Genomic DNA, 13238 nt, shown 5'->3' on the forward strand with positions numbered 1-13238 from the left:
GTTCATCGTTGAATAATGATATGAACAACTAAAACATAAGTTGCTACAAATAGAAAAGCCCGGTTAACTGAAAAGTTACCGGGCTTTTAAATGTTTATTTGAAGGTAGGCCGCATAGCCCCTTAGTTAGGCATACAAAGACGCAAAAACGCCACAGCTATCTAGTTTCCTCGACGCCTAATAACTAGACTTACTTCGCCTGTACCAGCGGGCGAAACGACAAAACGATAGATACCCGTGGTTGATGGGGTAAACTGCAAATTCTCAGAATTTTGCTGACACACTAAATAAACCACCGACTCAACCATTACCGGTTGGCCTTTATATTTTCCACCACAACTTTGTGATGGCGTCCAGTTTTCGTCAGACAAACGGAAGTCATAAGGCTGGCCATCGGCAATAAGTTCAACATCAACAAACCAACCGTCGGTATCCTTCGTGAACCGATAGGCCGGGGATGATTCCCACCAATTAAATACACCGCGCAGATAAAGGTTTTTAAAATTAACCTGTGGACTAGGCTCCATCACTTCAGGAATAGAGAACCCTGAACGATTTGCACAGGCTGTTAACAGAAACGAAAAAATAATAACTAAAAGGGTTTTATTCACACTTGCTCCAAATACAAAAACGCCCAACGTGGGTTGGGCGTTATAAAATGATTGTCGTGTAAGGGTGCGCGCCCTTAAACCGTAATCCTAAATATCTAAGACTTAGCCAACAATGATATATCGCCTGTAGTAAGGAAAAGTTGCCTTAAAAGCGATAACAACGCAAGTCGGTTTTGCTTAACAGCATCGTCTTCAGCCATAACCATCACGTCATCGAAGAAACTATCAATAGCAGTACGTAGTGTTGCCATTGTAGAAAGTATCTTAGTGTAGTCTTGAGTAGGAACAGCTGTGGTTACCACAGATTCAGCAGAAATTAGCGCGCGATAAAGTGCTTTCTCAGCATCTTCACTTAACAAGGATTCAACAATTGTAGCACTTACGCTGCTGTCGACGCCTTGCTTAGCTAGAATGTTCGCCACGCGTTTATTAGCCGCGGCCAGGGCGTCAGCTTCATCAAGCTGTTTAAACTCGGCTACGGCGTTTACACGGGCTACATAATCACTCGGTTGAGTAGGGCGTCTGGCAGAAACCGCTTGAATAACATCAATAGCGATACCTTGGTCTTGTAACATTGCAACAAACCTTGCTAACACAAAATCAACGACTTGTGCTTGGAAATCTTGGTTAGACAGCTTATCACCGTATACTTCACCGGCTTTAGCAACAAGGACTTCGAGATCGAGAGGCAATGAAAGCTCAGTGATAATACGCAATACACCAATAGCTGCACGGCGCAACGCGAAAGGGTCTTTATCACCTTTCGGTAGTTGGCCAATACCAAAAATTCCAACAAGAGTATCTAGCTTGTCAGCAAGTGCTACTGCAGCACTAATTCCTGGCGAAGGCAAAGCGTCACCCGCAAAACGAGGCATATACTGTTCATAAAGCGCTTCAGCAACCGCGGCATCTTCGCCATCGTTTAACGCATAGTATTTACCCATAACGCCTTGTACGTCTGGGAATTCCATTACCATGTTGGTCATTAAATCGGTTTTAGCAAGTAACCCCGCACGAGCAGCGAGCGCTTCATTAGCGTTAATTTGTGAAGCAATAAAACCAGATAACGTAGAAATACGTTTAGATTTTTCGTTAAGCGTACCTAATTGCTTTTGGAAAAGAACGCTTTCAAGACTGGCAAGCCGACTTTCGAGTGAAGTCTTTTTATCACTATTAAAGAAAAACTCAGCATCAGCTAGGCGAGGGCGAATAACTTTTTCATTTCCGCTTATTACCTGAATAGGATCTTGGCTTTCAATATTACTGACAAATAAGAACGTGTTAGAAAGCTGACCATCACTATCAAGCAGTGGAACGTATTTTTGATCATCTTTCATGGTGTAAATAAGTGCTTCTTTAGGCACCGCTAAGAAGCCTTCTTCAAAACTCGCTTGCATCACTACCGGCCATTCAACCAGTGAGGCGATTTCTTCAAGAAGATCTTCATCAAAATCGGGTGTAAGAGAAAGCGCATCAGCGGCAGTTTGTAGTTGCTGACGTACCTTGTCTTTACGCGCTGTGAAATCAGCTACCACATAATGGGCTTCCAAGGCACTTGCGTAGTTGTCGGCATGGTCCAGCTCAAAGCGCGCTTCGCCGTGGAAACGATGGCCTTGAATAGTCCTACCGCTTGCTAAGCCTAATGCTGACAAGTTCACTACTTCACTTCCATACACAGCTGCAAGGGTATGAACTGGGCGAATAAACTGGGTAGTGTAGTTACCCCAACGCATCGCTTTAGGGATAGGAAGCTTGGCAATAGCTTGGTTAAGTAAAGACGCTAATAACTCGCCAACTTGTTTACCTGGCACATGCGCTTTGTGTAATAGCCATTCACCTTTGTCTGTAACAAGACGTTCTGCATCTTCTACACTAATACCATTACCACGAGCCCAACCTTGGGCTGCCTTGGTAGGATTACCATCAGCATCGAAAGCGGCGCTAACAGCAGGGCCACGTTTTTCTACCGTTTTATCATCTTGGCTTTCAGCCAAAGCTGACACATAAACCGCTAACCGACGTGGTGCAGCAAACCAGCTTACGCTGGTAAAGTTGAGCTCAGCCGCAGTAAGTGCTGCCTCAAATTGCTGTGCAAAGGCTTCGCCAAGAGACTTAAGCGCTTTAGGTGGAAGCTCTTCTGTTCCAAGCTCTATCAAACAATTCTCTGTTCGCACCTTTAAGACTCCTTATTACAAAGTGGGAAACCAAGCGCTTCACGCTTCTGGAAATAACTCTCAGCACATGCTTTGGCGAGAGTACGCACGCGCAAAATATAGCGTTGACGTTCTGTCACTGAAATAGCATGGCGAGCGTCTAGCATATTAAATGCGTGAGATGCCTTCATTACTTGCTCATAGGCAGGCAGTGGTAAGTTCTTCTCGATAAGCAGTTGGCTAGCTGCTTCGCATTCATCAAATGTACGGAATAACGCATCAACGTTGGCGTACTCAAAATTATAAGTAGATTGCTCTACTTCATTTTGATGGAATACATCGCCATAGGTTACTTTACCCATAGGGCCATCTGCCCATACTAAGTCGTAAATACTATCTACGCCTTGTACATACATGGCTAAACGTTCTAGGCCGTAAGTAATTTCGCCGGTAACTGGCTTACATTCAATACCGCCAACTTGTTGGAAGTAAGTGAACTGAGTTACCTCCATACCATTAAGCCATACTTCCCAACCAAGACCCCATGCGCCAAGGGTAGGTGACTCCCAGTTGTCTTCTACGAAGCGAATGTCATGCACCAACGGATCAAAACCTAATTCTTTCAAAGAACCCAGATACAACTCTTGAATATTGTCAGGAGAAGGCTTCAACATTACTTGGAATTGATAGTAATGTTGTAAGCGGTTTGGGTTTTCACCGTAACGACCATCAGTGGGGCGACGGCAAGTTTGAACATAGGCACTGCTCATAGGCTCAGGGCCTAATGAACGAAGAAATGTCATTGGGTGAAAGGTACCCGCACCTACTTCCATATCAAGGGGCTGAATGATTACGCACCCCTGACGCGCCCAATAATCTTGAAGCGCAAGGATCAAACCTTGAAAGGTATTAATATCGTATTTCTGCATACATCCGCTGCTTATTGGTTATCTGTATCTTTAAAGGTGGGATAGTATACAATTTGTAACGCATAGTATGTAGGTGTAAAGCGTTAAAAAGCGCCATGAAACCCGTTAAAAGATGACTTAAACGTGGATTAACAAGGTTATTTAAATTATGGCATCAACTAAATTGAATCGTTGTGGCTGGGTGAGCGATGACCTTCTATATCAAAAATATCACGATGAACAGTGGGGGCGACCTGTTTTAGATAGCAAAGAGTTGTTCGCTAAACTTTGTTTAGACGGTCAACAGGCCGGGTTGTCGTGGATAACCATTTTAAAAAAACAAGCAAATTACGAAACTGCTTTTCATGACTTTGAACCTACAAAAATAATTCAAATGGATGAGCAAGAAATAGCGGCATGCTTGCAGAATCCTGGCATTGTGCGCAACAAACTAAAAGTCGCGTCCATTATTAAGAATGCCCATGGCTATTTAAACATCGAAAAACGGCAACGTTTTTCCGACTTTATTTGGCAGTTTACCGATGGTAAAACTATCATCAACGAATGGAAAGACGTTAAAGAGGCGCCTACCTTTACCGCCGAATCCAAAGCAATGTCGAAGGCGCTTAAAAAAGAGGGCTTTTCATTTGTAGGTGAAACCATTTGTTATGCTTTCATGCAAGCGGTAGGCATTGTGAATGACCATGTTACAGGCTGTCATTGTTACGAAGAAACCTGTCAACTAGCAAGGCGATAACCCTAAATAAACCCCAATAAAAAAGCGCTTCATAAGAAGCGCCTTTAAAGGGGGGACTGGTATTATAGCAACCAGCTAGGTAATAGACTGGCAATAAGCTTTTATTGCTGGCATTTCACTTAACACTTTAGATTCATAATCTGACTCAATTTGCTCTCTGGCGAAGTCTTGCTTACGCCTTTCTTGTTTAGTCAGTTTTTGCCTATCTTCAAGTACGGCAAAGCCGCTCACTTCTACGAATAACGCATAAGTATGAGGGTAGGACGCTTTATGATTTGGTGGAGATAAAATAGGTAATGCACCCAATAAATTGACTATCCGAATAACCCCTTCAGATAAGTCGCACTGTTGTTGTTCCATTGCCTTAGCGATAGTATAAATACTTTCGCTAATCGTTTTTATACGCTCTTCTCTCACCTTCTGCTGGCGTTGGTTTTGTTGCTTCAGCTGGAACAACAACCGACCTGCGTAAAAACCAAGTGCGACTATAACTAATAGCGCCACAATAACTAACACTGTCCACAGCATAAAACAGAGCCTGCCTTACTAATTCTTAAAGTCGTTAATATCTATAGCGTCTAAATCATCTAATGGATCCATCTCGTCGTCATCCTCATCATCGTCTTCTACGATGCCTAGCAAATCGCAGAGAATGCGGTGGCGTGCCATTTTTTCATTAACGTAAGTTTGTTGTTCTTTAGTAAGTTGCTTGTCGTCATCAAGCTTATCTAACAATGACGCTAAACGTTGATCGGCTTCAAGTGCTGCTAGCTCTTCGCTTGGCGTGGCGAATTTTTTCTTTTGCGTCGGCGTAGTCGTCATTGTCGTTTTCTTAACGACTAGAGGAATAGGTTTCTTACTGCCTAACCGTGGGTCTTGGTTTTCACGACGCTTAGAAGCACCGTTCTCACTCTGCTCAACGTTGTGACGGTTACCAGCAGGTTTGCCTTTATGCTTCTTTGGACGAGGGGTACTTTCCTGACGCTTTTGCCCAGGTTTGCGATCAGGATCTTTCCTGACGCCAATGAGTCCAACTTTACGAGACTTTTTTGATCTTGCCATATATAAAAGGTATCAAATTTTAGAGATTGAAAGGACATATTATAGCGCGAATTGCTCAAAGCTTCTTCATCAATACAGCATGATTCATTGGAAAGTGAATTTGCCGACGGGCCTGTTCGCGATAATACAGCTTGAGGGTCTACGAATAAGTAGGTGTTTGCCGAATAATAAGTAATACAAACGCTGGTATACACTTAAATTTAGGCAAGAAAAAAGGCGATGGCTTTCACCATCACCTTACATTGTTTGAGTGTCAGATGACACCTCTCCCGTTATTTACACTTCTATGTGTAATTGTGCTTCCCAGCTTGGCTCTCCTTTTTATTGGTTTTAGCAGAGCTCATTTTTGTTCTTGGCCTTCTTGGCGCTTTATCCAATCTTCCGTGTTGTATTTTTATTATTATTCTTGTTATTTAGCCTGTAGTGTTTCAGACAAACCTACAAACTATTGCGATAGACTACACGAATAATTTTGAAATACAACTTTATACGCAACAATTAATTAACAAATGCGGGTATAATTTCAGAGTCTTAGTGTAAGCCCGCGATATAGTTAGATAAAATTTCGATATCTTCATCGGTTAATTTCATCGCAATATCACGCATCATGCCATTCATATCGTTATGGCGTTGACCTGAACGGAAAGATTTCAATTGTGCTGTGGTATAGGTTACATGCTGGCCACTGATATCAGGGAAGCCAGCTAAGCCCATTCCGTTACCTTTAGGACCGTGACATGCGATACATGCGGTAACGCCGCGAGACTCATCACCGCCTTGATATAAAGCGCGACCAGCTTCAATGTATTGCTCTGCTGTTTCACCTTCTTTAGGTGTTTGGCTAGAGAAGTAAGCGGCTAAGTCTTTCATGTCTTGTTCTGAAAGAGGGGCTGCCATACCATTCATTACCGCATTGTTACGGCCTTCTTCGCCACCTGTCTGTGACGCAAGTTTGAACTCCATTAATTGCTTAACGAGGTACTTTTCGTGCTGTCCTGCTATTTTGGGATTCATGTCTATCATGCTGTTACCATCAGGCCCATGACATGCTGCACATACTGCAGATTTTGCTTTACCGGCTTCAGCATCACCTTCTGCCATCGCAGAAACTGAAATACCTAAAGACACACACAATAACAAACACAGTTTTTTCATAATAAATCTCTTAAATGGATCCAACGGCTCGCGTAACATACGTGATATCATGCGTATTTTACACATTTAACGCGTCAGAAAAACCTATTCCATGATAAAACTATGGTTTTTAGCAGGTTTAGATCATTAATAGAGTTTAATTCTAGGGTTATGACGCATTTGAGGTAAGTCTAGATGTCGTATTACACCAAAGCAAAGTTCTTTACCAGTGCACCTGATATTCGCCATTTAAAAGATGACAGCGGTATTGAGGTGGCGTTTGCTGGCCGTTCTAACGCGGGCAAGTCGAGCGCATTAAATACACTCACTCGTCAAAAGAACCTAGCAAGAACCAGTAAAACACCAGGTCGTACACAGCTCATCAACGTTTTTAATCTTGAAGAAGACCGTCGTTTAGTCGATTTGCCTGGTTATGGGTTTGCGCAAGTACCACTTGCAATGAAAAATAAATGGCAACAAGCATTAGGTGAATACCTTCAAAAGCGTAAATCGCTTAAAGGTTTAGTGGTGCTTATGGATATTCGTCACCCGTTTAAAGATCTTGATCAAGATTTGATTCATTGGGCAGTAGATTCCAATATCCCTGTATTAGCCTTGCTGACCAAGTCAGATAAGCTCAAGTCGGGTAAGCGAAAAGCTCAGCTGCTTATGGCGCAGGAAGCTGCACTGGCGTTTATGGGTGATGTGACCGTAAATACCTTCTCATCGTTAAATCGACAGGGATTGCCAGAGCTCGAAAAAGTGTTGAATAAGTGGTTGGCACTTGACGAAAAATCTCCTGACGCAGAATAAAATAAAAGGCCAGATAAAAGAAAGCCCCGCTAAAAAGCAGGGCCAAAATACTGAGAGAAAACACATAAAAACCGAATATATAGAGTAGGCAGATTTCGGTTAGTTCACTATAAAATACAAAAAGATCTTTATTTGTATTTAAGTATATGATTATTATGTGTTTTTATTTAAAGAATGTTTGGAAGCTTTATTGCAGATATAAAAAAACCCCGACAAATCTGTCGGGGTTAAAGCAAAGGTTTGAAAACAGATTTCTCACCTCTGTACCCTACACGCATAGGGTACAATAATGGTGAAAAAAGGCAAGTAAGAGTGTAATAAAATTACCAAACTCGCCCAGTTTTGAGCTATTGCTCACTGTTTTTTGTAATCTAATTACTTTTTAGTGCGCTTCATCCCAGTTATCGCCCACGCCCGCTTCAACCACAAGCGGCACATTTAATACTGCGGCTTGCTCCATTAAGCTGACAATATTTTTAACCTGTTCCTCAAGATGCTCTTCTTTAATCTCAAATACCAATTCATCATGTACCTGCATCATCATGAGTACGTCATCACTTTCAAGTGAGGTGATCCAATCGTCAACTTTTATCATCGCCATTTTGATGATGTCGGCAGCTGTACCTTGCATAGGCGCGTTGATTGCTGCGCGCTCTGCGCCTTTGCGACGTGCGCCATTGCTGGCTTTGATATCCGGTAGGTACAAGCGGCGACCAAACACAGTTTCCACGTAGCCTTTTTCTTTAGCGCCTTCTCTGGTGCTGTCCATGTATTCAAGCACACCAGGGTAGCGTTCAAAATATAAGTCCATGTATTTTTGGGCTTCGTGACGTGGAATATTAAGTTGTTTGGCAAGGCCAAAGGCACTCATTCCATAGATCAAACCAAAGTTTATAGCTTTAGCACTGCGACGTTGTTCAGTCGTGACTTCATCAAGGGTTACCCCAAACACTTCTGCCGCGGTTGCTTTGTGGATGTCTCTGCCGTGAGCAAATGCATCAAGCAAGCCTTCATCGCCTGATAAATGGGCCATTATTCTAAGTTCAATTTGAGAATAATCGGCAGCAACAATCTTGTAACCTTCACGTGGAACAAATGCTTGTCTTACCTTACGGCCTTCTTCATTTCGAATGGGAATATTTTGAAGGTTTGGATCCGTTGACGATAACCGTCCCGTTGCTGTAATAGCTTGATGGTAAGAAGTATGAACTCGACCCGTGCGATGATTAATCATTTTAGGGAGTTTGTCGGTATACGTATTTTTAAGCTTGGTTAACCCTCTATACTCCATTAACTTTTTAGGTAACGGAAATTCAAGGGCGAGTTCTTGTAATACTTCTTCTGAAGTAGAAGGGGCACCCTTGGGGGTTTTCTTAATAACCGGTAATGACATTTTCTCAAACAAAATGTGTTGAAGCTGTTTTGGCGAACCTAAATTAAATACCTCGCCGGCTTCTTCATGCACTTCTTTTTCTAGTTCAGCAATACGCGTAGCTAAGTCTTGGCTCTGCTGACGTAACCGTTGGCTTTCAATTAATACACCTTGCTGTTCCATACGAGATAAAACACAGGCAACCGGCACTTCAACATCAACCAATAGTGCTTTAAGCTTGGGTTCGTTTTCTAGTTTTGCCCATATTGCTTGATGAAGGCGCATAGTAATATCAGCATCTTCGGCAGCATAAGGACCTGCTTCTTCTAATCCAATTTGGTTAAAAGTAAGCTGCTTAGCACCTTTACCTGCAATTTCTTCAAAGTGAATTGTTTTATGACCTAAATAGGCAAGGGCTAGCGAGTCCATGTCATGACGCTGCGCTGTACTGTTTAACACATAGCTTTCCAGCATAGTGTCAAAGCCGATGCCATTTAACGTTATGTCATAATGCGCGAGTACATTCTTGTCATATTTAATGTGCTGACCCACTTTGATAATGGTTTCAGACTCTAAAATAGGCTTCAATGCCGTAAGTACGTAATCTCGTGATAACTGCGTGGGTGCATCGGGATAATCATGAGCAACAGGCACGTAAGCCGCAGCACCGGGTTCGATACAAAAAGAAACACCAACAAGTTCAGCTTCCATGTAGTTAACACTGGTCGTTTCAGTATCAACAGCAATAAGCGGCGCTGCTTTTAGCTTTTTAATCCAGCTATCAAACGTAGCTTCATCTAGCACCACGTCATAACCAGACTTATCGATATTACTTTCTGGTTGTACTTCATCTGTATCGCTTGAATCTGATGTGCTCTCAGTCCCCGTTGATTTTGAGGGCTCATTACCATCGCTTGCGATCAATGCGCTAATTTCGGTATGCCAGCGCTTAAACTCATACTCTGCAAATAACGACTGTAATGTTTCGTTATCTGGTGATGTAGGGCAAAGCTCATCTATTTTGTATTGTAGATCTAAATCAATGGCAATCGTGGCAAGGGTGTATGACAGGCGAGCTTGCTCTTCATACTCTCGCATTTTAGTTGCCATAGTTTTGCTCCCTCTAAACGAGAGATCGGCAATTTTATCAAGGTTGTCATAGATAGCACTGATGCCACCAATACCGTTTAACAGTGCTTGTGCACTTTTATCACCCACACCAGGTACGCCAGGAATGTTATCGACTTTGTCACCCTTAAGGGCTAAGAAATCAATAACCAGTTCTGGTGGAATACCGAATTTCGTATTTACCCCTTCAATGTCCATAATCTGATTTGTCATAGTATTGATCAAGGTGACATTTTCGTTGACCAGTTGTGCCATGTCTTTATCGCCAGTACTGATCAGGGTATCAATACCATGTTCTGTGGCGCGACAGGCTAGGGTACCAATCACATCATCGGCTTCAACGCCAGACTCAACGATGACAGGTAAACCCATGGCTTTGATGATGGTGTGCAATGGTGCTATCTGACTGCGTAACTCTTCCGGCATAGGTGGGCGATTCGCTTTATATTCTTCATAAATATCGTCGCGAAACGTTTTACCTTTGGCATCAAAGATGACTGCCATGTGAGTAGGGTTGTATTGTCTAATCAAGCTTTTCAGCATGTTGACAACACCATAGATCGCACCGGTATCCTGACCTTTTGAGTTCGTCAGGGGCGGCAATCCGTGAAATGCTCTAAATAGATAAGATGATCCATCTACTAGAATAAAAGGGGGCTTTTTCGAATCTGTCATAGCTATGCATTAACCAAGCTTAGAATAAGGCGCAAGCATGCCATAGGCGCTAGTGGATCGCCATAGAGCATCACAACATAAATAACGAGATCATCTGTGGATAAGATTGTGATCTAATGAAATTCGCACAGCAAAAATAATGATCTTTTTTAAAAGAAAGATCGTGCTGTAAAGCAATAAAAATAAGGGAATGAAAAATAAGAGTGTGGACTGCGTACCTGTAACTCATCATTCCATTTTATGTGGATAACTTGGTGAACTTATTTTTTTCGTTTAACCAAATTGGTCAGATAATGTAGCATAAGAAATTAGCAATCCAATACTGGTTATTAAGACTTTTTTTTAAACGGCTGGTGATTTTATAGCCAAAAATAGAATAAGTCGGTTTGGCAAGGTCTAGGAGGACATTATGAAGCAAGTTGCAGTGATTTTAAGTGGGTGTGGTGTATTCGATGGCGCTGAAATTCATGAGTCAGTATTAACGCTTTTAGCTATTGAACAAGCCGGAGTAAAATACCAATGCTTTGCGCCAGATAAGGCTCAAATGCACGTAGTGAATCATTTAACGGGAGAAGTTTCAGAAGATGAGACTCGTAACGTATTGGTTGAGTCTGCACGAATTGCCCGAGGCAATGTAAAGCCTGTTACAGAATGTAAGGTATCAGACTTCGACTACCTTATCGTACCTGGTGGTTTTGGTGCTGCTAAGAATTTATGCTCATTTGCCGTTGATGGTGAAAAAAGTAGGGTAGATAAAGATGTGCTTGCGGTGTGCAATGACTTTGCGAAAGCAAAGAAACCTGTGGCCTATGCATGCATTGCCCCTGCTATTGCAGCTAGTGTATATGGAAACAATGTTAAACTGACCATTGGTAGCGATAAAGATACCGCCAATGCCTTGAACGCGTTAGGGGCATGCCATGTAAACTGTGAAGTAAATGAAGTGGTGGTAGACGTTGAAAATAAACTGGTTACTACGCCAGCTTATATGTCGGCACAAAATATCTTACAAGCCCATGCTAGTATTAATAAAATGGTAGAAACGGTACTAGCGATGAAATAATTTGCTTATAGCCCTATAATCGCGTCAATGTAGTAGAAACCTTGTATCCTCTAAAAACCGCGAACACTGTTAATCGCGCGTTTACTAATAACGAAAGGCATAAAGAAGCATGCACTACCGTGCCATTGTACGAATTCTAGGGCTCCTTATTGCGCTATTTAGCGTCACCATGATCCCACCAGCTGTGGTATCTCTGATTTATCAAGACGGCAGTGGTTTGCCTTTTACCCTTGCGTTCTTTATTTGCGTAGGTGGCGGTATGGTGCTTTGGTACCCAAACCGCCAGCAAAAAAACGATTTACGAGCGCGAGAAGGCTTTTTAATCGTTGCCCTGTTCTGGTCGGTACTAGCAAGTGTGGGTGCCATTCCTCTTATGTTGCTAGAACAGCCTAGCATGACCATAACGGATGCCTTTTTTGAATCATTCTCAGGACTAACCACCACCGGTGCAACGGTAATCGAAGGCATTGATTTCTTACCCCATTCGGTACAGTTTTATCGACAACAACTACAATGGCTAGGCGGTATGGGTATCATTGTACTTGCCGTAGCAATACTGCCTATCTTAGGGGTTGGGGGTATGCAGCTGTACCGTGCAGAAACTCCAGGGCCGGTTAAAGATAATAAAATGACGCCTCGTATTGCAGATACCGCTAAACACCTTTGGTACATTTATCTTTCTATCACTATTGCATGCGCCGCAGCGTATTGGTTGGCCGGCATGGATATGTTTGATGCCATTTGCCATGCGTTTTCAACCGTTGCCATTGGGGGCTTCTCAACACACGATGCTAGCCTTGGCTACTTTAATAGCCCAATGGTGAATGTGGTTTGTACGGTCTTTCTATTAATTGCTGCACTTAACTTTTCACTCCATTACGCAGCAGTGAGTACCCGTTCGGTAAAAGGCTATTTTAACGACCCAGAATTTAAAGCCTTTTTCTTTATTCAAGCCACACTTATCATGCTGTGCTTCTTGGTACTCACGCTATCAGGTTTTTACGATTCTGCTGAAACCGCGCTCGATCAAGCTATGATTCAAGCCGTATCAATCAGTACTACTGCGGGGTTTGCGACCACAGACTTCTCAATTTGGCCGACGTTTTTGCCCATACTACTCATCTTTTCAAGTTTCATTGGAGGCTGCGCAAGTTCAACAGGAGGCGGCTTAAAAGTGGTTCGAGTCTGTTTACTGTTCCTTCAGGGGAAGCGTGAAGTAGACAGGCTTATTCACCCTAAGGCAGTGTATTCCGTTAAGTTAGGAGAACGTGCAATGCCTGATAAAGTAGTAGAGGCGGTATGGGGCTTCTTCTCTGCTTACGCGGTGGTGTTTGTTGTACTTATGATAGGGCTTATTGCAACAGGACTAGATAACTTAAGCGCGTTTACCGCTACCGCAGCCATGCTAAACAACCTTGGCCCTGGATTGGGCAGTGTTGCGTCTAACTATGCGGGCGTAACCGATGCTGGAAAGTGGATTTTAGTGGTGGGAATGGTGTTTGGGCGACTGGAGGTCTTTTCGTTACTGGTACTATTTTCACCTACGTTCTGGCGAAGTTAATA

11 protein-coding genes are annotated in these 13238 nt (G+C 42.7%); 4 read left to right on the forward strand and 7 right to left on the reverse strand.

What is annotated here, in order from left to right:
• Positions 1–160: 160 nt before the first annotated feature.
• The 3 genes from FLAVO9R_RS20240 to glyQ form a co-directional block, all read right to left on the reverse strand.
• Positions 161–610: a hypothetical protein gene (locus FLAVO9R_RS20240; RefSeq protein WP_159534271.1), complete on the reverse strand. Its 450-nt coding sequence runs from the start codon at positions 608–610 to the stop codon at positions 161–163.
• Between the two features lie 95 nt (positions 611–705).
• On the reverse strand, positions 706–2784 hold the full coding sequence (gene glyS, locus FLAVO9R_RS20245; RefSeq protein WP_159534273.1) for a glycine--tRNA ligase subunit beta: 2079 nt from the start codon (positions 2782–2784) through the stop codon (positions 706–708).
• Positions 2785–2786: 2 nt separating this feature from the next.
• The gene (gene glyQ / locus FLAVO9R_RS20250; protein WP_013782512.1) at positions 2787–3692 is read right to left on the reverse strand and encodes a glycine--tRNA ligase subunit alpha; all 906 of its coding nucleotides are present in this window, start codon (positions 3690–3692) and stop codon (positions 2787–2789) included.
• A gap of 148 nt (positions 3693–3840) precedes the next feature.
• Between glyQ and FLAVO9R_RS20255 the strand changes: the two genes are divergently transcribed.
• Complete coding sequence (locus FLAVO9R_RS20255; RefSeq protein WP_159534275.1) at positions 3841–4428, forward strand: DNA-3-methyladenine glycosylase I; 588 nt, start codon at positions 3841–3843, stop codon at positions 4426–4428.
• Positions 4429–4503: 75 nt separating this feature from the next.
• Here FLAVO9R_RS20255 and FLAVO9R_RS20260 read toward each other — a convergent pair whose 3' ends face one another.
• The 3 genes from FLAVO9R_RS20260 to FLAVO9R_RS20270 all read right to left on the reverse strand — a co-directional run bounded on the left by FLAVO9R_RS20260 (position 4504) and on the right by FLAVO9R_RS20270 (position 6645).
• Complete coding sequence (locus FLAVO9R_RS20260; protein WP_159534277.1) at positions 4504–4956, reverse strand: DUF2489 domain-containing protein; 453 nt, start codon at positions 4954–4956, stop codon at positions 4504–4506.
• Between the two features lie 18 nt (positions 4957–4974).
• Positions 4975–5490 (reverse strand): Der GTPase-activating protein YihI, encoded by a 516-nt coding sequence (gene yihI, locus FLAVO9R_RS20265; protein WP_159534279.1) that lies wholly within the window; start codon positions 5488–5490, stop codon positions 4975–4977.
• A gap of 531 nt (positions 5491–6021) precedes the next feature.
• Positions 6022–6645 carry a c-type cytochrome gene (locus FLAVO9R_RS20270; RefSeq protein ID WP_159534281.1) on the reverse strand — a complete coding sequence of 208 codons (624 nt, stop codon included), beginning with the start codon at positions 6643–6645 and terminating at the stop codon, positions 6022–6024.
• 174 nt (positions 6646–6819) lie between these two features.
• Between FLAVO9R_RS20270 and yihA the strand changes: the two genes are divergently transcribed.
• Positions 6820–7437, forward strand: coding sequence for a ribosome biogenesis GTP-binding protein YihA/YsxC (gene yihA, locus FLAVO9R_RS20275; protein ID WP_126871553.1), 618 nt, complete (start codon positions 6820–6822; stop codon positions 7435–7437).
• A gap of 382 nt (positions 7438–7819) precedes the next feature.
• On the opposite strand, the gene polA is transcribed toward yihA, so the two are convergent.
• Positions 7820–10612, reverse strand: a complete 2793-nt coding sequence (gene polA, locus FLAVO9R_RS20280) for a DNA polymerase I (protein ID WP_159534283.1) — start codon at positions 10610–10612, stop codon at positions 7820–7822.
• Positions 10613–11021: 409 nt separating this feature from the next.
• On the opposite strand from polA, the gene elbB reads away from it, so the two are divergent.
• Positions 11022–11675 (forward strand): isoprenoid biosynthesis glyoxalase ElbB, encoded by a 654-nt coding sequence (elbB, locus tag FLAVO9R_RS20285; protein WP_159534285.1) that lies wholly within the window; start codon positions 11022–11024, stop codon positions 11673–11675.
• A 109-nt stretch (positions 11676–11784) separates the two neighbouring features.
• A complete protein-coding gene (locus tag FLAVO9R_RS20290) occupies positions 11785–13236 on the forward strand; it encodes a TrkH family potassium uptake protein (protein WP_159534287.1) in 1452 nt (483 codons plus the stop codon).
• Positions 13237–13238: the final 2 nt, after the last annotated feature.

Source organism: Alteromonas sp. 38 (genome assembly GCF_902506055.1).
GTDB classification, from domain to species: Bacteria; Pseudomonadota; Gammaproteobacteria; order Enterobacterales; family Alteromonadaceae; genus Alteromonas; species Alteromonas lipotrueae.